This window comes from Brevibacillus sp. GCM10020057 (genome assembly GCF_042683565.1).
In the GTDB taxonomy this organism is placed as follows: Bacteria; Bacillota; Bacilli; order Brevibacillales; family Brevibacillaceae; genus Brevibacillus.
In genome coordinates this window covers 37,979-64,437 of sequence record NZ_JBHUJW010000028.1, presented here as the reverse complement: position 1 = coordinate 64,437, position 26,459 = coordinate 37,979, and the positions used below count along the sequence as shown (strand labels likewise).

General features: G+C 54.3%; 28 protein-coding genes and 1 other annotated feature. Of the genes, 2 read left to right on the top strand and 26 right to left on the bottom strand.

Annotation, left to right across the window (positions count from 1 at the left end; translation table 11 throughout):
- Positions 1–193: 193 nt before the first annotated feature.
- The 7 genes from ACFSO0_RS09375 to glmU form a co-directional block, all read right to left on the bottom strand.
- Positions 194–1,264, bottom strand: a complete 1,071-nt coding sequence (locus ACFSO0_RS09375; RefSeq protein ID WP_376879268.1) for a peptidylprolyl isomerase — start codon at positions 1,262–1,264, stop codon at positions 194–196.
- Between the two features lie 34 nt (positions 1,265–1,298).
- Positions 1,299–4,847: a transcription-repair coupling factor gene (gene mfd / locus ACFSO0_RS09370; RefSeq protein WP_376879265.1), complete on the bottom strand. Its 3,549-nt coding sequence runs from the start codon at positions 4,845–4,847 to the stop codon at positions 1,299–1,301.
- A gap of 130 nt (positions 4,848–4,977) precedes the next feature.
- Positions 4,978–5,208: an anti-sigma-F factor Fin gene (locus tag ACFSO0_RS09365; RefSeq protein ID WP_376879263.1), complete on the bottom strand. Its 231-nt coding sequence runs from the start codon at positions 5,206–5,208 to the stop codon at positions 4,978–4,980.
- Positions 5,209–5,301: 93 nt separating this feature from the next.
- Positions 5,302–5,871: an aminoacyl-tRNA hydrolase gene (gene pth, locus ACFSO0_RS09360; RefSeq protein WP_376879260.1), complete on the bottom strand. Its 570-nt coding sequence runs from the start codon at positions 5,869–5,871 to the stop codon at positions 5,302–5,304.
- 388 nt (positions 5,872–6,259) lie between these two features.
- On the bottom strand, positions 6,260–6,880 hold the full coding sequence (locus tag ACFSO0_RS09355; RefSeq protein ID WP_376879258.1) for a 50S ribosomal protein L25: 621 nt from the start codon (positions 6,878–6,880) through the stop codon (positions 6,260–6,262).
- Positions 6,881–6,991: 111 nt separating this feature from the next.
- Positions 6,992–7,942, bottom strand: coding sequence for a ribose-phosphate diphosphokinase (locus ACFSO0_RS09350; RefSeq protein ID WP_376879256.1), 951 nt, complete (start codon positions 7,940–7,942; stop codon positions 6,992–6,994).
- Positions 7,943–7,963: 21 nt separating this feature from the next.
- The gene (gene glmU / locus ACFSO0_RS09345) at positions 7,964–9,349 is read right to left on the bottom strand and encodes a bifunctional UDP-N-acetylglucosamine diphosphorylase/glucosamine-1-phosphate N-acetyltransferase GlmU (protein ID WP_376879254.1); all 1,386 of its coding nucleotides are present in this window, start codon (positions 9,347–9,349) and stop codon (positions 7,964–7,966) included.
- A gap of 198 nt (positions 9,350–9,547) precedes the next feature.
- Here glmU and ACFSO0_RS09340 point away from each other — a divergent pair, with 198 nt between their 5' ends.
- Positions 9,548–10,564, top strand: a complete 1,017-nt coding sequence (locus tag ACFSO0_RS09340) for a CobW family GTP-binding protein (RefSeq protein ID WP_376879252.1) — start codon at positions 9,548–9,550, stop codon at positions 10,562–10,564.
- 51 nt (positions 10,565–10,615) lie between these two features.
- Here ACFSO0_RS09340 and spoVG read toward each other — a convergent pair whose 3' ends face one another.
- From spoVG to metG, 11 genes are all read right to left on the bottom strand, one after another.
- Positions 10,616–10,903 (bottom strand): septation regulator SpoVG, encoded by a 288-nt coding sequence (spoVG, locus tag ACFSO0_RS09335; RefSeq protein ID WP_007719936.1) that lies wholly within the window; start codon positions 10,901–10,903, stop codon positions 10,616–10,618.
- Between the two features lie 206 nt (positions 10,904–11,109).
- The gene (locus tag ACFSO0_RS09330) at positions 11,110–11,493 is read right to left on the bottom strand and encodes a RidA family protein (protein ID WP_376879248.1); all 384 of its coding nucleotides are present in this window, start codon (positions 11,491–11,493) and stop codon (positions 11,110–11,112) included.
- A gap of 94 nt (positions 11,494–11,587) precedes the next feature.
- A complete protein-coding gene (gene purR, locus ACFSO0_RS09325; protein WP_376879246.1) occupies positions 11,588–12,412 on the bottom strand; it encodes a pur operon repressor in 825 nt (274 codons plus the stop codon).
- Positions 12,413–12,467: 55 nt separating this feature from the next.
- A complete protein-coding gene (gene ispE / locus ACFSO0_RS09320; RefSeq protein ID WP_376879243.1) occupies positions 12,468–13,346 on the bottom strand; it encodes a 4-(cytidine 5'-diphospho)-2-C-methyl-D-erythritol kinase in 879 nt (292 codons plus the stop codon).
- Between the two features lie 160 nt (positions 13,347–13,506).
- Entirely contained in the window at positions 13,507–13,689 is a 183-nt protein-coding gene (locus ACFSO0_RS09315) for a small, acid-soluble spore protein, alpha/beta type (RefSeq protein ID WP_376879241.1), read from the bottom strand.
- Positions 13,690–13,812: 123 nt separating this feature from the next.
- Positions 13,813–14,085 carry a biofilm formation stimulator Veg gene (veg, locus tag ACFSO0_RS09310; protein ID WP_055746088.1) on the bottom strand — a complete coding sequence of 91 codons (273 nt, stop codon included), beginning with the start codon at positions 14,083–14,085 and terminating at the stop codon, positions 13,813–13,815.
- A gap of 212 nt (positions 14,086–14,297) precedes the next feature.
- A complete protein-coding gene (rsmA, locus tag ACFSO0_RS09305; RefSeq protein ID WP_376879237.1) occupies positions 14,298–15,194 on the bottom strand; it encodes a 16S rRNA (adenine(1518)-N(6)/adenine(1519)-N(6))-dimethyltransferase RsmA in 897 nt (298 codons plus the stop codon).
- A 3-nt stretch (positions 15,195–15,197) separates the two neighbouring features.
- Positions 15,198–15,746, bottom strand: coding sequence for a ribonuclease M5 (gene rnmV / locus ACFSO0_RS09300; protein ID WP_376879235.1), 549 nt, complete (start codon positions 15,744–15,746; stop codon positions 15,198–15,200).
- A gap of 168 nt (positions 15,747–15,914) precedes the next feature.
- Positions 15,915–17,006 carry a resuscitation-promoting factor gene (locus ACFSO0_RS09295; protein WP_376879233.1) on the bottom strand — a complete coding sequence of 364 codons (1,092 nt, stop codon included), beginning with the start codon at positions 17,004–17,006 and terminating at the stop codon, positions 15,915–15,917.
- 377 nt (positions 17,007–17,383) lie between these two features.
- On the bottom strand, positions 17,384–18,148 hold the full coding sequence (locus ACFSO0_RS09290; protein ID WP_376879231.1) for a TatD family hydrolase: 765 nt from the start codon (positions 18,146–18,148) through the stop codon (positions 17,384–17,386).
- A gap of 36 nt (positions 18,149–18,184) precedes the next feature.
- Positions 18,185–20,212 carry a methionine--tRNA ligase gene (gene metG / locus ACFSO0_RS09285; RefSeq protein WP_376879229.1) on the bottom strand — a complete coding sequence of 676 codons (2,028 nt, stop codon included), beginning with the start codon at positions 20,210–20,212 and terminating at the stop codon, positions 18,185–18,187.
- Positions 20,213–20,265: 53 nt separating this feature from the next.
- Positions 20,266–20,524 (bottom strand) — a binding site (T-box leader).
- A gap of 423 nt (positions 20,525–20,947) precedes the next feature.
- Here metG and ACFSO0_RS09280 point away from each other — a divergent pair.
- Positions 20,948–21,199: an AbrB/MazE/SpoVT family DNA-binding domain-containing protein gene (locus tag ACFSO0_RS09280; protein WP_055746082.1), complete on the top strand. Its 252-nt coding sequence runs from the start codon at positions 20,948–20,950 to the stop codon at positions 21,197–21,199.
- Between the two features lie 155 nt (positions 21,200–21,354).
- On the opposite strand, the gene rsmI is transcribed toward ACFSO0_RS09280, so the two are convergent.
- From rsmI to ACFSO0_RS09240, 8 genes are all read right to left on the bottom strand, one after another.
- Complete coding sequence (rsmI, locus tag ACFSO0_RS09275) at positions 21,355–22,227, bottom strand: 16S rRNA (cytidine(1402)-2'-O)-methyltransferase (RefSeq protein WP_376879345.1); 873 nt, start codon at positions 22,225–22,227, stop codon at positions 21,355–21,357.
- Positions 22,211–22,546 carry a GIY-YIG nuclease family protein gene (locus ACFSO0_RS09270; protein ID WP_376879226.1) on the bottom strand — a complete coding sequence of 112 codons (336 nt, stop codon included), beginning with the start codon at positions 22,544–22,546 and terminating at the stop codon, positions 22,211–22,213. Before ACFSO0_RS09270 ends, rsmI begins: the two co-directional genes overlap by 17 nt.
- Positions 22,476–23,243: a tRNA1(Val) (adenine(37)-N6)-methyltransferase gene (locus tag ACFSO0_RS09265; RefSeq protein WP_376879223.1), complete on the bottom strand. Its 768-nt coding sequence runs from the start codon at positions 23,241–23,243 to the stop codon at positions 22,476–22,478. The genes ACFSO0_RS09270 and ACFSO0_RS09265 overlap by 71 nt, the downstream gene beginning before the upstream one ends.
- A gap of 114 nt (positions 23,244–23,357) precedes the next feature.
- The gene (gene yabA, locus ACFSO0_RS09260) at positions 23,358–23,729 is read right to left on the bottom strand and encodes a DNA replication initiation control protein YabA (protein WP_376879221.1); all 372 of its coding nucleotides are present in this window, start codon (positions 23,727–23,729) and stop codon (positions 23,358–23,360) included.
- A gap of 27 nt (positions 23,730–23,756) precedes the next feature.
- The gene (locus tag ACFSO0_RS09255) at positions 23,757–24,572 is read right to left on the bottom strand and encodes a PSP1 domain-containing protein (protein WP_376879219.1); all 816 of its coding nucleotides are present in this window, start codon (positions 24,570–24,572) and stop codon (positions 23,757–23,759) included.
- A gap of 2 nt (positions 24,573–24,574) precedes the next feature.
- On the bottom strand, positions 24,575–25,555 hold the full coding sequence (gene holB, locus ACFSO0_RS09250; RefSeq protein ID WP_376879217.1) for a DNA polymerase III subunit delta': 981 nt from the start codon (positions 25,553–25,555) through the stop codon (positions 24,575–24,577).
- Positions 25,556–25,573: 18 nt separating this feature from the next.
- Entirely contained in the window at positions 25,574–26,020 is a 447-nt protein-coding gene (locus ACFSO0_RS09245) for a YaaR family protein (RefSeq protein WP_376879214.1), read from the bottom strand.
- Positions 26,021–26,119: 99 nt separating this feature from the next.
- Positions 26,120–26,449 (bottom strand): cyclic-di-AMP receptor, encoded by a 330-nt coding sequence (locus tag ACFSO0_RS09240; protein ID WP_376879211.1) that lies wholly within the window; start codon positions 26,447–26,449, stop codon positions 26,120–26,122.
- Positions 26,450–26,459 lie beyond the last annotated feature (10 nt).

Sequence of the window (26,459 nt, the reverse complement as noted above, 5' to 3'; positions counted from 1 at the left end):
TTACCTGTATTTTTTCCTCAAATTCTAATTTTACCTATGCGTGGCGACTGCAACTTTTTCCAGCCTGATTCAGTTACTCTCCCCCGGGCGGTAGCGAGTGACTATAGTATTTGCCCCTGTTTCAAGAATATGCGAGAAAACGAAAAAACAGGGAACCCATGTCCCTGTTTCTCGCTGCAACCTGCCCGCTCGCTTATTTCGCGGCAGGCTGATTGATTTTTGGCAGATTGTACTTGGTAATCAGCTTGTCCAGCTCGTTTTTCCCGAAGGCGTCATACGCTTTCTCCAAGGCGCTGGCACGAAGCTGTTCTTTCATCTCGTCAAACGTTTTTTCTTTGCGGTTTTCCACTTTGATGATGTGGTAGCCGTAATCGGTTTTCACCGGAGGTCCTACCTTGCCCACTTCCTGTTTCAAAGCAGCATCCTTGAACTCAGGCACCCATTGGGTCACATCGGCATCGGCGTACAGGCCGCCGTTTTCCTTGCTGCCCGGGTCGTCCGTGTACTGTTTGGCCAGTGCCGCGAAGTCTTCGCCTTTTTTCAGGCGGTCTTCGAGTTCGTTTGCCAGCTTCAGCGCTTCTTCCGGCTTGCGTTTCTCTGTCGAGATCAGGATGTGGCGGACAGAAGCGACCGTACGGGAAGCCTTGTCCATAGCGTCGTACTCTTTTTTCAGCGCAGCGTCGTCAATGCCTTTTTTCAGCACGCCGATCGAATCGTTGATGAGGGCCATCTGACCGACAACCATTTCCTTGGTGACACCCTGGCCTTCCATCAGCTTGTTAAACTTGGCTTCATCCTTGCCCAGGAAACCCAGATATTGGTTTTTGATCTTGTCGAACGTTTTTTCGGCCAGTTCCCTGGATTCTTTTTGCACAGCCTCGTCCGCACGCGCAGCCAATACTTTGGTCGCCGTGTATTCGCGGGCAAAAGCCTTCAGGTTGCTGTCGTCTGCCGCTTCAATCATGCCGCCTTGTTGCGGGTTCATGAAGTTGATGACGCGCAGAAACTCTTCAAATTCTTTTCCATTCATGGTGCCGCCCTGATATTCCACGATGGCCGCGTTTGGATCTACAGTAAACGGCAGGGTCAGCTTCGGAAATTGTACCAGCGGATCTGCTGCATTCGCAGCCTGATTGCCTTGCCCATATCCTCCTGTCTGATTTGCAGGTGTTTGTGGCTGTGCGTTTTCATCTGCTTTTCCGCACCCTGCCATCAATGCCACGACAAGTACGGCAGACGACAGAATCGCTACAGAACGTTTCATCATATGGATCTCCCTTCCTGGCTAGCCCGGCAGTCTAGGATACAGGGCTCTCCGTACCGGTGTCTTTTCGCACCTGGTGAAATTGACGCAGCAGCTTTTCCACCAGCTGCACGCCTTCGTCTTCTCTCAACCCTTTTACTTTAACAGCAATGACAATCTGTTGTCCACCCGACAGTCCTACCCGGCGGTTCCAACTGCTGGTAAGCGCAAACAGCGCTCCGCCGTCGATGTTGTTGTTCTGGCTCGGATGCAGGAACAACTTGATCTCCTCTGGATTCTTCTGGCTGATTTCCGTAATGTGGTGCTGCTGGGCGTAGACACGCAGACGGGATATGGTCAACAGATTTTCGACAGGCTTGGGCACGGGGCCGAAACGGTCGAGCAATTCTTCAGCCAGATCGTCCACATCCTCCAGAGAGGAGACGGCGACGAATTTTTTGTACATCTCGATCTTTTGCCGGCTGTCCGTAATGTACATGGAAGGAATGTAGGCATCCAGCTGCAGGTTGATCTCCACGGTCGCGGCGCTCTCTTGCTTGACCTCGCCTTTCAACTCGTCAATCGCTTCCTTGAGCATCTGGCTGTACAAGTCAAATCCGACCGTATTGATGAAGCCGTGCTGCTCCGCACCGAGCAGGTTCCCGGCGCCGCGAATGGACAAGTCGCGCATAGCGATTTTGAAACCGGAGCCCAGCTCGGTAAATTCCTTGATCGCCTGCAGACGCTTCTCGGCGACCTCCGTCAATACTTTGTCCCGTTGATACGTAAAGTAAGCGTAGGCAATCCGGTTGGAACGGCCGACCCGCCCGCGCAGCTGGTAAAGCTGGGACAAGCCCATTTTGTCCGCATTGTAAATAATGAGCGTATTGACGTTCGGGATGTCCACACCGGTCTCGATGATGGTCGTGCTCACCAGAACGTCGAAATTGCCCTCCAGGAAGTCGAGTATGACGCTCTCCAGCTCGCTCTCGTTCATCTGGCCATGCGCTACGGCAATCTTCGCATCCGGCACGAGCATGGAAATCTGCTCGGCCATTTGCTCGATGCCCTGCACCTGGTTGTAGAGGAAAAAGACTTGGCCGCCGCGAGCCATCTCCCGCTCGATTGCTTCCCGCACCAGCGCAGGACTGTATTCCATCACGTACGTCTGCACGGGGAAGCGGTTCTCCGGGGGCGTCTCGATAACCGACAGGTCGCGTACCCCGATCATCGACATGTGCAAGGTACGCGGGATCGGCGTCGCGGTCAACGTAATGACGTCCACATTGGTCTTCATCTGCTTCAGCTTTTCCTTGTGGCTCACCCCGAAGCGCTGCTCCTCATCCACGATCAAGAGTCCCAGCTCGTGGAAGATCAGGTCCTTGGAGAGCAGGCGGTGCGTCCCGATGACGACATCGACGGTGCCCTCCTTGAGCCCTTTCAGCGTCGCATTTTGTTCCTTGCGCGAGCGGAAGCGGCTCAGCACCTCGACGCGGATCGGATAATCGGCAAAGCGCTCGCGGAATGTTTCGTAGTGCTGCTGGGCCAAAATCGTCGTCGGCACGAGCACGGCCACCTGCTTGCCGTCCATCACCGCTTTGAACGCCGCGCGGATGGCTACCTCCGTTTTTCCGTAGCCGACGTCCCCGCAGACGAGACGATCCATCGGGCGGCGGCGTTCCATGTCGGCCTTCACCTCAGCGATCGCACGGAGCTGGTCCGGCGTCTCCTGGTACGGGAACATCGCTTCAAATTCGCGCTGCTCTTCCGTATCCGGCGAGAAGGCGTGTCCGACGGCCGCCTCGCGAGCCGCATACAGCTTGATCAAGTCTTCGGCGATGTCCTTTACGGAGGACTGAACCTTGTTCTTGACCCGCTTCCATTCGGTTCCACCCAGGCTATAGATTTTCGGCTGCGTTTCTTCGCTCGCCACGTATTTCTGCACGTGGTCGATCTGGTCAATCGGCACGAACAGGCTGTCTCCACCCGCGTATTGAATATGCAAGTAATCTTTATGAATTCCGAGTATTTCCTTGGTTTCAATTCCAAGGTATTTTCCAATCCCGTGGTTGACGTGAACGACGTAGTCGCCCGGCTTCAACTCCAGGTAGTTCTTGATCCGCTCGGCGTTGTTCATCGTCTGCTGGACTTTTCGCGCCTTGCGCTGCTTGGCCGTGAACACCTCGCCCTCGGTGATGACGACCAGCTTGTTCAAGGGCAGCTCGAATCCCGTCTGCAGATTGCCGAGAATGATCGTCGGACGGCCCGGCGGCACAGTCTCGACCGCCTCCGTCAGCACATCCGCCTCCATCTCGTAATCGTGCAGGACGCGCTCCAGCCGTTTGGCGCGTTCCAGGTCTGCCGCGACAAAGACGATCTGGTCGTGGGATTTTTGCCAGCGAGCCAGCTCCGTCTTGAGCACATTCATCTGGCCGTGAAAATTTTGCATGGTGCGGCAGGTGAGGTTGACAATATTTTGCGGCTGCGTCTTCGGCGATTGTCTGAGGAACAAGGACAAGTAGACAATCTGGCGCTTTTTCGGCGACACGATGTCTTCGTACGAGCGCGACAGGGTGAGATTGGCCATGTACTCTCCCGCAACGATGCGGCCCGTCAGCCATTCTGCTTCTTCTTTTTGCAAATGCGCCGCCGTATCGAGGACGCGGGTCGGCTCATCGAGGATCAGCAGCGTATTGGCTGGCATGTAGGACAGCAGCGTATCCTCCGTCGGGTAGATGACAGAGATGTACGAGTACAGATGAGGAAAACGCTGCCCGTGACCCATGCGTTCAATGTCTGCACCGATGCGCTCCACTACTTTTTCCTTGGCCTGGCCGTCCTTCAGCTTGGAAACGGTTTCACCCAGCTTCTGCTCCAGCCTTACCGCCGATTCCTGCAGGAGCGGCGTCGAAACGATCATTTCTTTGGCCGGACCGATGACGTACGTCTGCACCGCCTCCAGCGAGCGTTGGGTGGTCATGTCGAACGTCCGGATGGAATCGATCTCCACATCGAACAGCTCGATCCGCACCGGCCACTCGGAGTCGATCGGATACAGGTCGATGATGCCGCCGCGAACGCTTAGCTCTCCCTTTCTCTCCACCATGTCGACCCGTTCGTACCCGAGCTCGATACAGCGGAGCAGGAATGCTTCAATATCCAGCTCTTCCCCTACGGCCAGTTTGATTTGCGCTTCCTTCCACACATGCGGTGGTACGGCCAATCGGCGCAATCCCGCGAAGGGCGCAACCAAAAAACCCGTAAAGCCCTGGGCCAAACGGTTGAACACGTGTATTCTTTGCGCCAGCATTTCGGGGCTGGCGATCGCCAGCTCGGAACCGATCAGCTCGTTCCCCGGATAAAGCAGCACTTGGTCGCTGGGCACCAGCTCGATCAGGTCTTCGTACACCTTTTGCGCCTGATACATGTTGTGGGTCACGACGCAGATGGGACGATCGGTCATCTGCTTGAGGGCAACCATGAGCGTTTGCCGGGCAGAACCAGCCAACCCCGATACAAGCTGCTCATGCAGTCCTCTTTCCAGACCTGCCACAATCGTGCCAACGTTGGAGTCCTGCTTCATCGGGTTAATGATGACTTGCATTCACTAATCCCCTCTCTAAACTTCTGTCATTCGTATTTGGGCCACCAGCAAGGATCGACCATGCGAAAAGAAGCCTTAGCTCCCCAAGCTAAGGCCTTGTCAGTGCAAGCCTTCTTAACGAGATATCCGCTCATTGCAGTGGGTTTCCAACCAAAGAAAGCTCCGGATTCTGTATCAGCGCTTCACGGCAGTAGTCGCACATAATGCTGACGACCGTATCTCCACTTTGTTCTCTCGATATTATAAGAGCCCGCTCATCAGGGGTCAAGGAATCAAACCCAAGCTGTGCTTCGGATACTTGCGATTCGTCAAATTCCGCGATCTTCATTCCGCAGCAGCGACATGTATAACGTATGCTCAAGTATATGCCACCCCCATCCCTTTCATATCGCTTAGTATGGACGGATGGGTGGAAAATCATACTAACCTGTACGGCGCGCGGCGACCAGACCGTCTACCGCTTGAGGCTGTTGTAATGGTTCATGACCTTGACAAAAGGCTCACGGGTCCACATCGCCGCTGCGTCTGCAGCCAGACTGACCGCCTCGTTGATCTCTGCCCGCTCTGCAGCCGGGAAAGACTGCAGCACGTAATCACTGACGCTGCGGCCTGGCTCGGGGCGGCCGATGCCTACCTTGATCCGTTTGAATTCCTGCGTCCCGAGGTGCTGGATCATCGATTTGATCCCGTTGTGCCCGCCTGCGCTTCCTTTTTCCCGCAAGCGGAGCTGTCCGGTCGGCATGTCGAGGTCGTCGTAAATGACCACGAGCTCATCCGGAATGAGCTTGTAAAATTTCATGATTTCCGCGACGGATTCCCCCGAGAGGTTCATGTAGGTCTGCGGTTTCACGAGCAAGACTTTCTCTCCCTCGATCCTGCCCTCTCCCACGAGCGCACGGAATTTGTTCTGCTGTACGGGAATGCCCCATTTGTCGCTTATTTTATCTATGGCCATAAATCCGGCATTATGTCTGGTGTCTTCGTATTTCTTGCCGGGATTGCCCAGCCCGATGATTACCTTCACGGTGATCCCTCCTACTCTTTCCCATTGTACTAGAATGGTCTCGGGAACAAAAGACAGGGCTTTTTAAAAGCACGGTCGTTCGGGCTTTAGTGCCGTGGCGGAAAAAGGGGAGAACGCTACCGGCTAGTAGGGACACTGCAGGGGGGCTTTTACTGTCCGGCTGCGCTCCGAAAGCGGAACGGCGGCCAAAGTTGTCATCTCGAGGAAGCTGGTTCAGAGGTGGCCGCTCAAGCCTGTTCCGCTTTCTCCGCTCCGCCTGGGTAGTGTCCCTAATGCCTTCGCTTTTCTCCCCTTTTTCCTGGACAGCTGTTGGTGGTCGGCGGGGGTTTCGTCAGCTTTTTCCCCAATCAAAAAGACCCGGGCAGCTTGCTCCCGAGCCTTCTTGTCTTTATACACGCTTGGACTGTTCTGTCGAACCGGCGGCTTCTGCCACTTGTTCGGCTTCGTGCTGGGCTTCGATCGATTCTTCCGATTTGGCTTTGACGGGCAGGATGCTGATCAGCACTTCTGTCGGATCCACGCCCAGTTCGACTCCCGGCGGGACGGTGAGGTCACTGGCCAGCACCACGTCACCGATGTTCAGGCCATCCACATTGACCGTGAATGATTCTGGAATATTGCCCGGCAGGCAGCTGACCTCTACGTTGTGGCGTACCAGCGTCGCCACGCCGAGCTCGGGATCGCCCGACATCAGCAGAGGAACGATCGTCATGATCTTTTCATTCATGTTGATCTTTCTGAAGTCCGCGTGCAGAATGTTGCCCATCACTGGATGACGCTGCAGCTCGTTTACCATGACATCGTACGTATTGCCATCTATCTGCAGTTTATAAGGTTTATTTGTCGCTTGTCGGCGAAGTGCCGCATCCAGCTCTCTGCCCTGCACCTGTATTTTCTGATTGCTCATGCCGGAGCCGTAAACAATGCCGGGCACCCAGCCGTTTCGCCGCAATGCCTTGACCGAATTGCCCATGCCCTCTGCTCGCATTTGACCCTGAATCGCTTCCACAAAAAAACCTCCTTTAGACCGCTAGTAAAAGTTTCCTCACTAGCTTGTCCAAAGGAGGTTTGTTTCAATCCCCTTTGCAAGGGGATGTCATGCCTGTCTTGACAGCGGCAATTAGTCGAACAGCTTGCTTACCGACAGCTCTTCGTGGACGCGGATGATTGCTTCACCGATAATCGGTGCAACGGACAGCACGGTGATTTTGTCGATAATCTGTTCTTTGGAGAGCGGAATGGAGTTGGTGACGATCAGCTCGCGAATTTTGGAATTGCTGATGCGCTCGATCGCCGGACCGGACAGAACCGGATGCGTGCAGCACGCGTATACTTCGCGCGCGCCTGCTTCTACCAGCGCATTGGCAGCCAGCGTGATCGTTCCCGCTGTGTCGATGATGTCGTCGATAATGATCGCGGTCTTGCCTTCGATATTCCCTACGATATTCATGACTTCCGCTACGTTTGGCTCCGGACGGCGCTTGTCGATAATCGCGATCGGCGCTTCCAGACGCTCCGCAAGCTTGCGGGCACGGGTAACGCCGCCGTGGTCAGGAGATACCACCACGATATCAGACAGACCTTTTTCGGAGAAATGTTTTGCCAAAATCGGTACGCCCAACAGATGATCCACCGGGATGTCGAAGAAACCCTGGATTTGAGTCGCGTGCAGATCCATGGTGATGACGCGTTGCGCGCCAGCTGTCTCGATCAGGTTGGCAACGAGCTTCGCGGTAATCGGATCGCGCGCGCGTGCTTTTCGGTCCTGACGGGCATAGCCGTAGTAAGGGATCACGACGTTGATGCTCTTGGCGGAGGCGCGTTTCAATGCGTCCACCATTACCAATAGCTCCATCAAGTGCTCATTAACGGGAGCAGAGGTTGGCTGAATAACAAATACGTCACAACCGCGAACGCTTTCATTCAATTTGATTTGGCACTCGCCATCACTGAAGCGCACAGCCTGTGCGTTTCCGAGCGGGACACCGATGTGTTCAGCGATTTCCTTCGCCAGTTCAGGGTTTGCGTTACACGTAAAGACTTTCAGTTTTGGATCGCGGTAGTTAGCCATGATATTCTCGAGAACCTCCCGTTATGATTGCTTTTTGCCCTTGCGAGGCATTCTGTTGGCGTAGTCGATTTTATTCATTTGTCGTTCGCGGGCAATCGCCAGCGCATTGTCAGGAACATCCTGAGTGATCGTCGAACCCGCAGCCACGTAGGCATTCTGTCCAACGGTGACCGGAGCGACCAGATTGGTGTTGCAGCCGATGAACGCGCCGTCCTGCACCACCGTTTTGTGTTTCACAGCACCGTCGTAGTTGACGGTAATCGTTCCACAGCCGATATTGACGCCGTCGCCAATTTCGGCGTCCCCTACGTAGCTGAGGTGCGGAACTTTCGAGCCTTCGCCGATCTTCGTATTTTTCAGCTCCACGAAGTCGCCGATTTTTGCCCTTGGACCGATCACGCTGCCCGGACGCACATATGCAAACGGTCCCACCGTGCTCTCCTGCTCCACGCGCGCATCGGTCATGACGGTGTAGGTCAGGGTAACGCCGTCCCCTACCGTCACATCGGTCAGGTCAGCATGCGGTCCAATGACGCAATCCGCGCCAATGGTTGTCCGCCCGCGCAGGAAGGTGCCGGGATGGATCACCGTATCGGCTGCGATCTTCACGTCCGCCTCGATGTACGTGGAGGACGGGTCCACGATCGTCACGCCACTACGCATATGAGCCGTGGCAATGCGCCGTCTCATGTACGCTTCCGCTTCGGACAGCTGCACACGGTCATTGACGCCCATCGTTTCATCCGGATCGGCCGCTTCAAAAGCCGCCACTTTTTCACCTGCATCCCGCAGAATGCCGACGACATCTGTTACGTAGTATTCGCCTTGTGCATTGTCATTTTTCACTTGCGCCAATGCTTTCCAAAGTTTTTGGTTGTCATAGCAGTATATGCCCGTATTGATTTCCCGGATCGCCCGTTCCTCGGCAGCAGCGTCCTTGTGTTCCACGATTCGCAATACTTCGCCTGCCTCATCGCGCACGATGCGCCCGTAGCCAGTCGGGTCGGACAGCACGGCAGTCAACACGGTCGCAGCCGCTTGCTGCTCTTCGTGATAGGTCAACAATGCGGACAACGTCTCTGCAGACAAAAGAGGGACGTCTCCGTACAAAAGCAACGTAGTACCTTCTTTATCATGTAAAAATGGCGCTGCCTGCTGGACGGCATGCGCCGTTCCCAACTGTTCTTCTTGCAGTGCATATGCAACGCCCTCGCCCAGTGTGGCGCGGACTGCGTCTGCACCATGACCTACGACGACAACGATATCCTCCACCTGCATGGACGCCATCGTGTCCACGACATGTTGGACCATCGGCTTCCCGCATACAGGGTGCAGGACCTTGTACAGCTTCGATTTCATCCGTGTGCCCTGACCGGCAGCCAGAACCACGGCATGGATCTTAGACATGTTAACCCTCCATCGTAGAAGTTCCACAATGACTATATCTTAATCATATGTGGATTTCAAGACACATGGCGCAGGATTATCGCCGTTTTCCGGACATTGCCTGAAAGTCGGACAAACATCCGACAACATTTAATTTTCTGATTATCGTATGGTATATTGATGGACAATAGGGGGTTATCGCAAAGGAGGTCGAAACAAATGAGCTCACAGGTGTTCTTGCTGACCGGTTACCTCGGCAGCGGAAAAACCACTCTGTTGCAGAAACTGCTCACTCATCTGCGGACGCAGGAAGGGAAAGTCGTCGTCGTCATGAACGAAATGGGCGAGGAAGATATTGATGGGGAAATGCTGCAAGGGTTTGGCTTTCCGGTGAAAAAGCTGCTGGACGGATGCATCTGCTGCACCATTCAGGGCGAGATGACGGAGAGTCTGAAGGAAGTAATTTCCTCCCTCCATCCCGATAAAATCCTCATCGAAACGACAGGTGTCGCCGATCCCATCGACGTAGTCGACGGACTGACGCATCCGGAACTGTACGAGAAAATCGAATTGCGGGGAATCATCACGGTCGTGGACGCCTCCCGCTTTCTGGAGCTGAACTCGCGCTTCCAGTCTACAGGCCCTCTCGTGAAAACGATCCGCAACCAGGTCAAATATGCGGACATGCTGCTGGTGAACAAGGTAGACACGACACCTGCCGAAACGCTGGAAAAGGTCAAGCGAAAGCTGTCCGAGCTAAACCCGGCGGCTCCCGTCCACCTCACCGTCCAGAGCGACGTAGACCTGCACACCCTGCTGTCCGTCTCCCGCCTGCACGATATTGCCGCTGCAGCCCGGGAAGCCGGCCGCTCCGTACCCGTCCAAAAAACGATCGGCCGCATGTCCGCGATGGATCGGCTGAAGCAGTCCATCGGCTTGCGCACAAGCCAGCCGTCCTTGTACAACAGCATCGAGACGTTCTCCTACCCCTTTGCCGGACCAGTGGATGCCGAAAAGTTTGAAGACTTCCTGTACAGCCTGCCGAAAAACGTCTATCGGGCAAAAGGCTACGTCCTGTTTCACGGAAAAGACGAGCTGATTTCGTTTCAGCACACCGACAATCAGGTCCACCTGTTTCCGTTTGAGAATCACGGACCGAAAATGGTGGCCGTCTTTATCGGGGAAGGCATGGACCGGGACAAAATCATTGCCGATCTGGAAACATGCTATCGGTAATCAGACGTCAAAGCACCCTGCCAGAGGAGACAGGGTGCTTGTTTGTTTCGGCTACGCACCTGCTTCGATGGTGCTTTCTTCTTCTTGACCTACACGGTCGTATTCGGTCAAGACAGCCGCTTGAATTTTTTCGCGGGTAGTAGAGGAAATCGGATGCGCGATATCGCGGAATTCACCATCCGGTGTACGCTTGCTCGGCATGGCAACGAACATGCCATTGTTTCCGTCAATGACACGGATATCATGAACCACGAATTCATGGTCAATTGTAATGGACGCAATGGCTTTCATCCTACCATCCGTATTCACTCGGCGAAGTCTAACGTCTGTTACTTCCATCTAGTTCACTCCCTTTATCTATGAAAAGCGTTTAGGATTATTTCCACCCTCTGGGTAAATATTCCTGCTATCCGCATGCAAATTTTTTAAAAAATATATATATTTGCTCATATCGACAATATTCGTGCATTTTGCCAGGGGAAAAATGGCGAAAAAAAAACAGCCCCGCGCGAATTTTGCACGAGACTGTCTGCAAGCAGCTGATCTTACGCTTCCAGGTATGCTACGATCTCAATTTCCACTTTCACATCGCGCGGCAGGCGAGCTACTTCCACTGTAGAGCGAGCCGGCTTGTGATCGCCGAAATATTGTCCGTAAACTTCATTGAGCCGGGCGAAATCGTTCATGTCCTTGATGAAGACGGTCGCTTTCACGACGTTGGACAAGCTGCCGCCCGCTTCTGCCAGTACCGCCTGAATGTTGGCAAAAACCTGATGGGCCTGCTCGACGATGTCACCCTCCACGAGAGTGCCGTCCGGGCGCAGCGGAATTTGACCGGAAGCAAACAGGAACGGCCCCACCTTGGCAGCCTGACTGTAGGGTCCAATCGCTGCCGGAGCTTTGTCTGTGGATACAAAAGAGATTGCCATGCGAATCTACTCCTCTCTTTTTGAAAACCGGCTTTCGTCTGACTGTTTGGCGAAGCCGTCGCTCACATCCGAGAGACAAGAATGTCGCCCATTCTTATCGCTCAAAAAAACTGCCTAGCGCAATTTCAATTTGCTTGCCCTTGACGTCCACGTCTTGCAGCTTGGCGAGGGATACGTACTCGTCCACCAGACGCTCGGATACGTCCGCTGTCGTCTCGACCAATACACCGCAGCCGACGACCGTCGCGCGGAATTCCTGCAGCAGGTCGATCATCCCGCGGAGCGTTCCCCCCGCTTTCATGAAGTCGTCCACGATGAGGACGCGGGATTGCTCCGCCAAAGCGCGGCGGGCGAGGGACATCGTCTGGATGCGCTTGCTGGAGCCGGACACGTAGTTGATGCTCACGACAGAACCTTCCGTCACCTTGTTGTCACGACGCACGATCACCACAGGCACATTCAAAAACATCGCCGTGGCATACGCGAGCGGAATTCCTTTCGTCTCCACCGTCATGACCACGTCCACATTTTTATCCGCATACGCGGTAGCGAAAAGCTTGCCGATCTGCGCCATGGTGGCCGGATCTCCGAGCACGTCCGACATGTACAAATATCCGCCTGGCAAGAGCCGATCCGGATTTGCCAATTGACCGATCAGTTGTTGAATAAAGTCCAGTGCTTCATCCGTTTTGACCTGGGGAATGTACTTCACTCCGCCGGCAGCGCCTGCCACCGTTTTCAACAAGCCGACACCCTGGACCTCAAACGCTTCCTTGATGATGGACAAGTCTTCGCTAATGGACGATTTCGCCGCCCCGTATTGTTCGGCAAACAGAGTGAGCGGAATCAGCGTATGGGGATGGGCGAGCAAGTGCTGGGTCATATCGACCAATCGAGCACTTCTACGCAATTTCTTCATAGCTCTTCCTCCAAAACCGAATATTATGGTGCTAATGTATCATTTTTATACGGGTTCATGCAAGCATTTCCCCTTCTTGCGCACCTAACATTCGGGCAACAAATACATCTTTCACAAATCCGCGCAAGGCGTTGTAGATCCGATGCACCTTGGCTTCCTTTTGCACGAGGGCAAACACCGTAGGACCGCTTCCTGACATCAGCACGCCGTCTGCCCCGGATGCGATCATCAGCTCCTTGATCTGCCTCACCTGCGGATGAAGCGACAAGGTGACACTTTCGAGCACGTTGCCCAGCGCCTGGCACATCAGGGAGAAGTCCTGCTCCTGGATGGCCCGCAGCATTTGCCCCGTCAATGGATGAGCCGGGATCTCCTGCACGCGCAGGTTTCCATACACATCCGCCGTCGACACGCCGATCGGCGGCTTGGCGAGGATGACCCAGCACGGTGACGGTGCATTCAGACGCGTAATTTGCTCTCCGCGCCCTTTGGCAAGCGCTGTCCCCCCGTACACGCAAAAAGGAACGTCCGAACCGATCTCCGAGCCGACCTGTGCCAGCTCATCCAAAGTAAGCCCCAAATTCCACAGCTGATTCAACCCGCGCAGCGTGGCCGCAGCATCGCTGCTTCCTCCTGCGAGGCCCGCAGCTACAGGAATCTGCTTGTCGATATACAAATGTACGCCTTCGCGCACCCGATAGCGTTCTTTTAACAGAACTGCCGCTTTGTACGCGTGATTGCGAATATCATCGGGCACAAAGCTGGCAGAGCAATCCAGCGTAATCTCTCCATCTCCGCGCAGAGTCAGATCTACACGATCCGCCAGGTCCACGGTGGTCATCACCATTTCCACTTCGTGATAACCGTCCGGCCGCTTGGCGAGAACATCCAGAGTTAAATTGATTTTGGCCGGAGCTTTGACCGAGATACGCACGTTTTTCACCTCTAACTACGTTCTGTTTTTCCTAGTCTTCTATTGTAGCACAGGAATTCTCCCCCATGCCACTTGATCCGACAAAACGATTTGATGGAGAAGATTGTGACAGTTTGGAAAAAAACAGAAAAGACCGGGTCGCCCCGGCCCCGCCAACGAGTCATGTCGTATGCTGTTTGGCCAATGCTTCCTCGGCAATCTGAATGGCGCGCTTGACCAGGTTTCCCGCGTCACGCGTCGTGATGGCTCCCCAGCCCTCGGCTTTCACCTTATCGTAAAATCCAAGCTCCTTGGCGATCTCCATCTTGAACTGTTCAGACATAATGCCTCGTCTGCGGCTCATGACATCCTCCCTTTCTCGTTGGCATACATAGTGTGCGCAATCAGCAGGATTTCACTCGGCAAGAGATGGTCCGTGCAGCCACTGAATATTTGGCAAAAATAAAAACAGCAGAACCCAAAGGCTCTACTGTTGTACAAATGTGATGCGTATGTGCTGATTTTCACGGCACACAGTCAACTCTACTGTTTCCGTCAAGATGTCCGCATAGCTGTAAGAAACCCGCTCGAAAAGTTGATCGTCGTCAAGCTTTACTACAAATACTGATGGGTAAGTTTCTTCGAGGATGCCACTTCGTTCGACGGTTTTGCGGCGGCCTCCGTTTGCTTTCAGCAGGATGCGCTCACCGATGTGGCCGTCTAAACTGCGTTTAATGTCAAGTAATGCGTTTCTTGCCATTGTTCCATCCACCTCGCTTACAACTATTATAACAGCACACACTTATTTTGTCAAAGAAATAAAAAATTATAGCAACCAAGTCAAGTTTTTGTCAACGGGCTATTTTGCATGAATTACGTAGATATTTGTCAAGATGATATCGAAATAGAGCCGAACACACAAAAAACCCTCACTTTTGGCAAGATTAGCCCAAAAATGAGGGTTTCCCGCGGCTATTGCCCAATCAATCCGCGCCGCAAGCTTTCGTTGGCCAGGCGGGCAAACTCCGCGATGGTCAGCGTTTCGCCGCGGCGGGTCGGGTCGATCTGAATATCAGCAAGCATCTGTATTACTGCCTCTTTCTGCTCTTTGCGAAACAGACTGTTCATCAGGTTGTTCAAAAGGGTTTTCCGGCGCTGGGCGAACGAACCTCGCACGACGCGGAAGAACACATCCCGATCATCGACCTCCACCGGCGGACGGTCCCGCACCTTCAGGCGGATGACAGCGGAGTCCACGTTCGGACGCGGAATAAAGACGCTGGCAGGGACGATCATCGCTACTTCCGTCTCGGCATAGAACTGGGCCGCGACAGAGAGAGAGCCGTAGTCTTTCGTTCCCGGTTTGGCCGCGATTCGATCCGCTACCTCCTTCTGGATCATCACGACGATGTTCTCCAGCGGCAGGCGCTCCTCCAGCAGCTTCATCAGAATCGGCGTCGTCACATAATAGGGCAGATTCGCCACGACGCTGATCTTGTCCACGCCGGCCATTTTCTCCGCCAACAGCGCTTTCAAGTCCAGCTCCAGCACATCGCCATGCACGATCTCGATATTTTCATAGGGCGACAGTGTATCTGCCAAAATCGGCAGCAGACGTTGGTCAATTTCGATCGCCATCACTTTTTTGGCCGCACGCCCCAGTTGCTCGGTCAAGGCTCCGATGCCCGGGCCGATCTCGATGGCCCCCTTTTCCTTCGTCAGGTCGGCTTCGGCCACGATATTGTGCAGGATGTTGGTGTCGATGAGGAAGTTTTGCCCCAGGCTCTTTTTGAAGGAGAATCCGTACTTCTCCAGGACTTCCTTGGTACGTGTCGGTGTGGCAATGTCTTTGCCGGTCGTTTGCGTCATCGCTTACTCCCTCTCTTCGTCGATGGCTTTCATGGCTGCCTCGAATTCGTCCCGTTTGATCTGAAAGGCGTTGAGCCGCTGGAGCATCTGCTTGGCGTTGGCATACCCGATCCCGAGCTTCTCGCCGAGCGCGATCCGCCGCGACTTGGAGGCTCCGCCTGACGTGAGGCCGTGGGCCAGCAAATCTTCTGGCGTAATCTCGCCCCGGGAGTCGGCCATCTCCGTGCGCACTTCTGCCAGCGCCCGAATAATGACCTCGGGTGCGGCATTTTCCACTCCGATGTCGCCTTTTTTCGTCCCGTCCTCCTGGGTGATAAACGCATGTTTGCAGCCTGGCACCGCTTTGCTGATGATTTTGCGGATGCGCTCTCCCTGGTAGTCCGGGTCGGTAAAAATGATGACGCCGCGCTTTTGCTGCGCGAGGCGGATTTTTTCAATCGTCCAGGGATGGATGGCAGAACCGCCCGTCTCGATCGTGTCGGCGTTGACTGCCCGCTTGATCGCAGCGGTATCATCCCTGCCCTCAACCACGATAACTTCCTTGATTTTCATCTCGATGCTCCCACTTTCGTTCGTTGTCCGTATGGTACAAGTATGCCAAAAAAGAGCGCCCAAAAGCCTCCGACAGCCGAAACGGTGCAAGACCCCGGCGCGTCTAACATACAACCAGCTTATCACGGCATACAACCAAACAGAAGACAGGAGCATTTCGCTCCTGTCCTACGGCTTCTGCGGTCCTATTATATAGACAGTTTTGTTACGCTTGCGGCCAAAGCGGACCGCTTCCGATTCCGTGCTGACAAATACGTCAATCTTGCCGCCTGTCATCGCCCCGCCTGTATCTTCTGCACGGCGATAACCCACACCATCGATGTAGACCCACCATCCGTACGGTATCACGCGAGGGTCCACGGCAATCGTGTGCCCTGGCTGTGCTTTGACCCCTGTAGCCGTTCGCCCATAGCCAGGCGAGCTGGGGTGCTTCCCTCCGCCTGCCGGAGAATACGCGGTCAAAGTCACTCCGGTCAGTACCTTTTTCGGCCTGAATACTTTTCCACCGCGGGAGATCATCCCCGCTGACGCGACCAGAACCGGCTGCGAATGGCTATCCGTACGCATCGCCACTGCCGTTCCTACCGCTACGACCAAGTCTTTTTTCGGCGTGATGACATCTCTGCCAACGAGCTCGCGGGAGATTTCCTTGCCATCCTCCGTAATCACCTTGTAATGTGCAATTGCCTTACCTTCTTGTCCGGTTTGCAATACTTTTGTCTTTCCTTTTTCGAGAAGCGGATCGTTTTTGCGTATTTCCTGATAGGTGACCCGCTCTTCTTCCTGTACCATCTTTTCGACGATGCGCTTGACGGTGATGGAAGTATCTTTGCTGAGCGGTGCGGTCAATGCCGGTTCCACCCGGTCCATTTCGCCCAGCGCGATGCCGCCGTCCTTCAACGCGCCGGCTACATCGCGGCTTAAAGTCTGGATTACTTTGGTCTGCCCGTCAATCTGGACTGGAATGGACCAGACTTTATGTAAAGTTATAACCGTTCCATTTTTGAGCTTTGTCTGTGGTGTTGGTTGAAGGGAATCTTTTTCCGTCAGGGCGATGTGCCGCTCCGTCAAAAACTGCTCGACGGTCTCTGCTTCCGTAGCCACAATGTGACTTTCGCCATCCAACGAAAAAGTGACCTGTTTTGGCTGGGTAGCCTGGGCAGAGAAATACCCAATCATGGGAACGAGCACAAGCGCGAGACCCCCGAAAACAAAGAGTCCCCGTTTCTTGTACTTTTCCCATATCGTGCGTAACTCCATTTCCCACACTCCTTTTCCTAGAAAAGCACGAGGCTTTTTCGGTCTAGCCAGGTAAGGGGCGCTGTAATTGCACTAATATTCTGGAAGTGGCCGGTTCCAAACAAGATCGCATTTGATTGTATGTCACTTTTCCTCCTTTGTCAAACTTTCCCCTACCTTGGGCCGATGAGAAGATGGTACAAGCCTAGCAAAAAACGTCTGACGAATCATAGACGCTTGGTGTCGACCGCCCTTGTCGATGGGACAATAATCGTTCGACACATTGACCATGGTATGCGTCGTCAGTTGGACGTAGAACACGGAATCCTCGCATGAAAAAAGCGGAAAACCATCAGCAATGCCGTGGTTTTCCGCTTTTACCTTGCATGTTGGGCCTGTTACAGCCGAAACAGTCTGCGCGCATTTTCCGTTGTGATCCGCGCCATTTCTTCGTAAGACAATCCGCGAATGTTCGCCATTTCCTCGCAGACGTAACGGACGTAGCCGCTCTCGTTGCGCTTGCCGCGGAAAGGATGCGGCGTCAAGTACGGGCTGTCCGTCTCGATCAGGAGCCGGTCGAGCGGCACCTGGGCGGCCACTTCCTTGGGCTGTTTCGCGTTTTTGAATGTCAGCGGCCCCCCGAAGGAAATGTAGAAGTTCATGTCCAACGCCATTTTCGCCGTCTCCCAGCTGCCGGAGAAGCAGTGCATGATCCCGCCGACCTCTGCCGCCTTCTCCTCGCGCAGGATAGAAATGACGTCGTGGTGAGCGTCGCGGTTGTGAATGATGATCGGCATTCCGAGTTTACGGGCGAGCCGAATCTGCTTGCGGAACACCTCTGCCTGGACATCCTTGGGCGACGTGTCCCAGTAGTAGTCGAGACCCATTTCTCCCAATCCTACCACTTTCGGATGCTGTGCGAGCTCCTCGATCCACGCCAGATGCTCGTCCGTCATGTCTTTCGCATCCTGCGGGTGCCAGCCGACGACCGCGTAGATGAAGTCGTACTTCTCCGCCAGCTCGATGCAGGACGGGATCGTCTCGGCATTGAAGCCGATGTTGACGATCGTACTTACGCCGTTTTCCCGGGCGCGGGCGATGACTTCTTCGCGGTCCTCGTCAAATTCCTTGGCGTTCAGATGCGTATGTGTTTCAAATAGCACGGCTGTGTCCTTCCTTTCCTGCTGGATGCGCTCGTCCTACTTCACGATCGCGCCGTTCGGCATGCTCGGATCTACCGTCGCCAGTGTCAGCTGGTCTCCTGCAGAAGCAGCCAGAATCATCCCTTGGGACAGTTCGCCGCGCAGCTTCACCGGTTTCAGGTTGGCTACGAGGATGACCTTCTTCCCTACCATTTCTTCCGGCGTATAGTATTTCGCAATGCCAGACACGACCTGGCGTTTTTCATAGCCGAGATCCAGCTGGAGAATGAGCAGCTTGTCGGCATTCGGATGCTTCGCGCACTCGACGACCTGTGCCACGCGCAGTTCTACTTTGCCGAAGTCGTCGATGCCGATCTCCTCTTTGGCATCTGCCGGTTTTTCAGCGACAGTCTCGGTTGGATTCGTTGTCGTTTCGCTCACGGTTGTTTCTCCTTTCAGAGCATCTTGCTTTTTCTTGTTTTCTTCTGCCTGACGGCGCGCCTCTGCTGTCGACTCGTCGATGAAGGCCAGCTCTGCCTGCACATCGAGGCGAGGGAACAAAAGCTCCTTCCGGCTCACGCGGCTGCCTGCAGGCAATCCGCCCCATACGCCTGCCGACTCCCAGCTGGTCGCTTCTGCATTGCCGTCAATCCCGAGCTGATCCCAAATTTTTGCAGGTGCCTTGGTCAAGAACGGCTGGATCAGGACGGAGCAGATGCGAATGCTCTCTGCCAGGTTGTACATGACGGTCGCCAGGCGTCCCTTGGTTTCTTCGGACTTGGCCAGGTTCCACGGCATGGTCTCGTCAATGTACTTGTTGGTTCTGCCCACCAGCTCCCAGATGTGTGCGAGCGCGTTGCTGAAGCGCATGGCATCCATGTGCTCCTCGACCAGCCCTTTCGTTTTCACAGCGAGGCTGATCAGGCTGTCGTCCGGTTCGCCTGCGTCTTGCGGGGCAGGGACGACGCCGTCGAAATATTTCTCGATCATCGTGGCGGTGCGGCTCAGCAGGTTGCCGATGTCGTTGGCCAGATCGAAGTTCAGGCGTTGGATAAACGATTCCGGTGTGAAGATGCCGTCCTGTCCGAAGTTGATCTCGCGCAGCAGGAAGTAGCGCACGCCGTCAGAGCCGTAGCGGTCGATCAGCAGCTTCGGATCGATCACGTTGCCTTTGGACTTGGACATTTTGCCGTCTGGCATGAGCAGCCAGCCGTGTCCAAAGACTTGCTTCGGCAGCGGCACATCCAGGGCCATCAACAGAATCGGCCAGTAAATGGTGTGGAAGCGCAGGATGTCTTTGCCCACCATGTGCACATCGGCAGGCCAGTAGCGGCGGTATTTGCTGTCGTCGTCGCTCAAGTAGCCCAGTGCAGAAATGTAGTTGGTCAACGCATCGATCCAGACGTAGATGACGTGCTCCGGATCGCTCGGCACTTTAATGCCCCAGTCGAAGGTGCTCCGGGACACAGACAAATCCTGCAGGCCCGGCTTCAGGAAGTTGTTGATCATTTCGTTTTTGCGGCTCTCCGGCTGGATAAAGTCCGGGTTGGCCTCGATGTGCGCAAGCAGTCTGTCCTGGTATTTGGACATGCGGAAGAAGTAGTTTTTCTCCTTCACCTTTTTCACTTCGCGTCCGCAATCGGGACAAATGTAGCCTTTGTCTGTCTTGCACTGGGTCTCGGTCCAGAACGCCTCATCCGGCACACAGTAGTAGCCTTCGTACTCGCCCAGATATATGTCTCCCTGGTCGAGCAGGCGCTGGAATACTTTTTGCACGACTTCCTTGTGGCGCGGCTGGGTCGTACGGATGAAGTCATCGTAGGAGATGTCCAGTTTGTCCCACAGGTCGCGAATCCAGTCTACGATGGGATCGATAAACTCCAGCGGCTGTTTGCCATCCTCGGCCGCGCGCTCCTGCAGCTTTTGTCCATGCTCGTCCGTACCTGTCAGGTAAAAGACGTCGTAGCCGCGCAGCCGCTTGTAGCGAGCCAGCGCATCACAAGCAATCGTCGTGTAGGCGTTCCCGATGTGCAGCTTGTTGCTCGGATAGTAAATCGGCGTGGTGATGTAGTATGTCGGTTTCATGGCAACATAACCCCTCCAGCTTACGTTTGGAAATATGAAAAGCTCGCCCCAATTTTCGGGGCGAGCTTCTTGCTCGCGGTACCACCCAAAACATTCTGTCCCCTCACGGATGACAGACTTGGTGAGTCAAAAACTGACTCTGCCCGTAACGCGGGCCTGCGTCGCAGACTACTGAAGGCGGCATCATGCCGTCTCATGTTCATCGGCGAAACTCCGGGTCCATGTTCAGCGTGCTCGCTTATACCGGTTTTCAGCTGCCCCGGCTCTCTGGAATAAGGAGTGTCCGCTTACTCTTCCCATCATGGTCGTTTTGCTATGTTTTGCCTCTTTACACCATCTATTGTACACGACCAACCTGTTTTGTAAACCTCCTCATCCTCCATATTTATCCGTAGTCGATCCCGGCAAAAAAACAAGAAGGGCAGTGAAATTACGACGATTATGTCGAACCAGCCAACAAATAATTCGACATGAACCGACTTTGTTGAAGCAGATAAATCCCAGTAAATTTCATCCATATATTTTTCAAAATATTTCTACGCTATCAAAAAACACTTTAATTTCAATGTTTCCCTTTCAAAAAAACTTTTGTTTTCAAAGAATTGTAAATCCCATGTTGACACCTTTGGGAATCACTGGTATGATGTGATCAACAGAAAATGTCGAATATTGACGATTAATGAATTCGGTTGCACAATAGCATCGACATGTCTATAACTGGGAGGAGAATTCACAATGATGAAATCAACAGGAATAGTTCGTAAAGTGGACGAGTTGGGTCGCGTAGTCATTCCAATCGAATTGCGCCGCACGTTGGGAATCGCAGAAAAAGACGCTCTGGAAATTTACGTGGACGGCGAGCGCATCATTCTGAAAAAATACGAGCCTGCTTGCATTTTCTGTGGAAACGCAGACAAAGTATCTCACTTTAAGGGGAAAATTGTTTGCCAGGATTGCCTGTCTGAAATGCCGGTTGTCAAGCGCTAAACCTTTTGAACATACAAATGCAGCGAGCCTTTGCCGGGGACAAGCACCGGGGAGGCTCTTTTTGCCTTTCCAAATGAAAAAAGCTGACCTGTTACAGCCAGCTTCCATTCTTGTTCCCGCACCGCATTGGGCATGTCCGGCCAGCGCGGCACAGCTTACTCGCGGTGGTATTCGTTGTACACGTCGCGTCTGGACACGCCGCGGTCATCGGCTGCTTGCCTGATCGCTTCCTTTTTGCCCATGCCCTGCCCGCAGTATCGGTCGACGTGCTCGGCGACGCTAAGTTCCTGCCACCACGGCGCAGCTTCCTCCTCATCCAGAGGACCCGTATAGCCTTCGACGATCAGACAAAACTCGCCTCGGACTTCTCCCTCTCGCAGCCACTCGATCAGCTCGTCCAGTGTGCCGCGCACAAACTCCTCATATCGCTTGGTCAACTCTCTCGCCAGAACGGCACGGCGATTGCCCCACGCTTCCCGGATGGCTGCCAGCGTCTTGTCGATCCGATGGGGAGCCTCGTAAAAAATCAGCGTTTCGGGGTACTTTTTGAGCCGCTCCAACTCTTCCCGCCGCTCCTTGTTCTCCCGGTCGAGAAAGCCGCAAAACACGAACCTGTCCGTAGGCAGACCCGATGCGATCAACGCCGTCAGCGCCGCATTCGCTCCGGGAACGGGAATCACCGGAAAGCCTGCCGCCGCCGCATCCCGCGCCAGCTCCGCTCCCGGGTCGGAAATCGCCGGCAGTCCCGCATCGCTGACCAGTGCGATTCGCTTGCCTTCTGCCAGCCATTGCAAAAGTCCGTTTCCGCTCGCTTCCTTATTATGCTCGTGGTAGCTGACTGTCCGCTTGTCGATCTGAAAATGGTTGAGCAGCTTGCGCGTCTGCCGCGTATCCTCGCAGGCGATGACGTCGACGGAGCGCAGCGTCTCCAGACAGCGTACTGTCATGTCGTCCAGATTGCCGATCGGCGTCGCCACCAGATAGAGGGCGCCTGTCTGCTCGGACGAAAAACTACGTTGGACATTCACCATGGGGTCCCTCTCCAATCAGTTCTTCTTTTTTCAGGCGGGAAAGCCGCTTGATCCCTTCCTCCCGCCTCAGTCCCCAGGAGCGGTCCGTCCCTTCCTCCCAATACAGCAGCTCGACGGGACCGCGCCCACGGGTGTACTTCGCTCCTTTGCCTTCGTTGTGTGCGCGAAGACGCCGGAGCAGTTCGGTCGTATATCCGGTGTACAGGCTCCCGTCCGCACAGGCCAAAATGTACACGAAGTGGCTTTTATGCGAGGGAATCGCGTCTTCCGAAATAGATTTCCTGCAGTTCTTCACAGTATTCCTCTCCGTTTTCATAGACAATCAGCGGCGGCGCGATGCGCAGCTCCGGCTTGCCTCCCCGCATCCCTTCGATGAGCACCATGTTCGGCTCGGCATCGCGGCGCGGGTACACGAGACGCATCCGCTTTGGCTCGATTCCGTACTGCCGCATCAGGGAAATGATCTCGATCAGCCGTGTCGAACGATGGACCATCGCCAGCTTTCCGCCGTTTTTCAGCAGCTGGCTGGCGGTGCGGATCACATCTTCCAGCGAGAGCATGATTTCATGGCGCGCGATGGCAAAATGCTCGCTGATGTTCTTCTCCCCGCTGGTGGCAGGCATGTAGGGCGGATTGCACGTAATCACGTCAAACTTGGCGTGGCCGAAAAGTTCCACCGCTTCCTTCACGTCACCGTGATACATGGTAATGCGCCCTTCCAGCCCGTTCAGCGCTACGTTGCGGCTCGCCATGCTGTACAGCCGCTCCTGAATCTCGATGCCTTCAAAGGTAGCCTCCGGTGTCCTTGTCGTCATGATGAGCGGAATGGCGCCGTTGCCTGTACAAAAGTCGAGGATGCGTCCCCTTTTGGGCGCAGAGGCAAAGCGGGCCAGCAGAACGGCATCCATCGAGAAGCAAAAAACTTCATGGCTTTGAATGATTTTCATTTCGTGTGTCAGCAAATCGTCGATGCGCTCCGAATCGTAGAGCGGCACATTGTAGCCAGATTCCATCCGTCGCTTCCTACTCCTTTTCCTGTCGTCACATCGCCCGTGACTCTTCTATGCTTAAAAAGCGACCTGACACATGGCCCAGGTCGCTTTTTCATCCGGCTTTTGGTTCGCCATTTATTTTTGAGGTCCTCCGCTTAAAAACGACAAGCAGAAAAGACAATCCCCTTCTTTACGCAGGCTGCCGAAGTGCACATTGCAAATGTGAAACCCTTCAGCATAGAGCCGGGCCAGATTGTCGTAGCCTTCCCCGACGACAGTCTTCTTGGCCTTTTCCTGCGCGACAGGGCGCGTTCCCTTTTGCTTGGCCGCAGCGGTTGTCTTTTTTCTGTCCAGTCGGTTGCGAAGGTGCTGGTTTTCAACGAGTAATTGGGCATTTTCCTCCATCAAAACGACGATGACGTCCTTCAACTCACCAATCTCTTTGTAGAGGTCCCCAATTCGTTCTTCAATGCTCGCCATTTTGACGAAGATTTCCCGTTTGTCCACTCGCTCACCTCTCCCCTATTCCCGCCTTTACTCAAAGGTAGGAAGCCCTATCGCAATCTCATCTAGCCCAAACTCGGTGATCTTTTTATCGACGGAAAGCTCTACCTGCACCGATTGGTCAAGTACGTTGACGGAAACGACACGCCCGTTCCCCATAGGGGTAGTGACGATCTTCCCGATGTCAGGCAATTCATCGCGGGAGCTTTCATAGTTGTCGTTCTCGTATTTCAAACAGCACATCAATCTGCCGCAAAGTCCGGAGATTTTGGCTGGATTCAACGAAAGGTTCTGGTCCTTGGCCATTTTGATCGAGACCGGCTCAAAATCGCCGAGGAACGTGGAGCAGCAAAGCAACCGGCCGCAGGGGCCGATACCGCCCAGCATCTTGGCTTCATCGCGCACGCCAATCTGGCGCAGTTCGATGCGCGTACGGAATACAGAGGCCAGATCTTTGACGAGTTCACGGAAATCCACTCGTCCGTCTGCAGTGAAGTAAAAGATGATCTTGTTGCGGTCAAACGTGTATTCCACATCGACCAGCTTCATGTCCAGCTTGTGCTCGCGGATCTTGGTCTGACAAATGGCAAAGGCATTCTTGGCGGCCTGCTTGTTCTCCTCCACTTGCCTCGCGTCCTTGTCGTCCGCAATCCGGATCACTTTTTTCAGCGGCAACACGACATCGGAATCGGCTACCTGCTTCTTGCCGATGACAACCTTGCCATATTCGACCCCTCGTGCCGTCTCTACGATGACGGTACTGTCTTTTTCGATCGGCAGTCGGTCGGGATCGAAGTAATATATTTTGCCCGCCTTTTTAAAGCGGACACCAACAACCTCATACAAGGTTATCCCTCCTGGATTTGAAGAACCAACCGCTCAAGAGCCAACTGTGCGTTGGCATTTCGCTCTATCCGATTTTTCGTCTCCATGACCAAATCGATCCCGTGCAAGAGCTCAGCTTTTGTCCATACCAGTGCTTGTCCTTGCAGCACATCCTGTTGGTCGCTGTTGATGAGATGGGCATGCCTGCCTACTTGCACATACAGGATATCGCGCAGCCAAAGGATGAGCAAATCTAAAAAGAGGGGTAGTTCCTCTTTGATTTTGTCGCTCTTTTGCAACATATCATGGATCGTAAAAAGCGCAGACGAATTGCGTTGTTTGCACTCCTGAGTCAATTGTATCACTAGATTTCTCAGCAGTGCAAACGATTCTGATTGGCTAAGCGCCTTGGCCTCTTCCACATTTGTCGTAATGTGGGAAGCGACTTGTGCCACTCCGGGCAAAATGCCTTCTCTGCGCAGTTCTCCCGCGATCGCATCCGCAGAAAGCGGGGAAAACTGGACGATCTGGCAGCGCGACAAAATGGTGGGAAGAATGGCATGGCTGTGTTCAGTCAAAAGCAAAGCGAGGACGCCTTCGGGAGGCTCCTCCAGAAACTTGAGCAGGCTGTTGGCCGCCTGTGTCGTCATTTTATCGACGTGCTCGATGATATACACCTTGCGCGCAGACTCGACTGCCCGCATCGCCATTTCCTTTTGCAGGGCGCGAATCTGGTCGATTTTGATCGAAGCGCCGTCTGGGGTAATGAACAGCACATCGGGGTGGTTGCCGCCCTCGATGCGCCTGCACGAAAGACAGGCCCCGCAGGCGTCAGCCTCCCTCTCCGGGCAAAACAGGGATTTCGCCAGATGCAGGGCCATCTGCTTTTTGCCCGCGCCCTTGGGACCGGTCAGCAAATAGGCGTGTGCCAGCCGTCCGTTGCGCAGGCTATGGGACAGCAGCTCGGAGGCTCGCGGCTGCTGGGAAAATTGAGTCCATGTCATGGTTTGCTCCACACCTAACTAAAAGTACAGGTTGATCAGCATGCCGCGGATTTCGCCGATGCGGGCCAGCAGGTCGATCATCGGGGCCTGATCGCTGAGCAGCTCGTCTGTCAGCTTGAGCAATTCGGCATCGACCTCTTTGACGATCTTGTACAGCCGGCTGCGGCCGCGCCGGTTTATTCCCCGCCGGTCGTCCAGGGCGATGCCGTATTTCACGGCTTCCTCCATGAACTGCTTGACGAGGTTTTTATAAGAATAAAAGTCGCGCACGGAGCGGGAACGGGCCAAAATCTGCCCTTGCCTGTCGATATCGGCCAGCAGGCGGTTCAACCGCTCCTGGGACATGCGTTCATCTTCGCCTTGCATCATCGTGCCAAAATTCAGCTTTTCCAGCTGTGGACCTCTGCGCGTATCTGTCGTTTTCACCATGTCCAGTTTTGGCCGAAGACCATCGCTGATTTTCATTTCGCCACCTCCGCATCCGATCCGTATGGTTTTGTCCCCATGAAAATCAGTATATACGATGGAAGCGAAAAAAGAGAGCAGGAACTGTCGGAGTGTCAGCTAGAAAGAGTGGAATTCTCCTACGTCGAGTACGAATACGGCAGCCCCGCCTACCTGTACTTCCAGGGGATAGGGCATAAAGGAATCTACCGCATTGCTGAGTGGGGAGACAGGGGTGACCATCTGTTTGCGGGATTTGCAGTTATGCGCAATGATGTCGATTACTTCCGGCACGCTTTCGTCAGACGTACCAATCAGGAATGTTGTGTTGCCGGCGCGCAGAAAACTGCCAGTACTGGCAAGCTTGGTAGCGCGAAAGCCTTTTTTCACCAGCTGTTGAGACAGACGGCCACTATCTTTGTCCTGGACGACCGCAATGACCATTTTCATCGGCTATCAC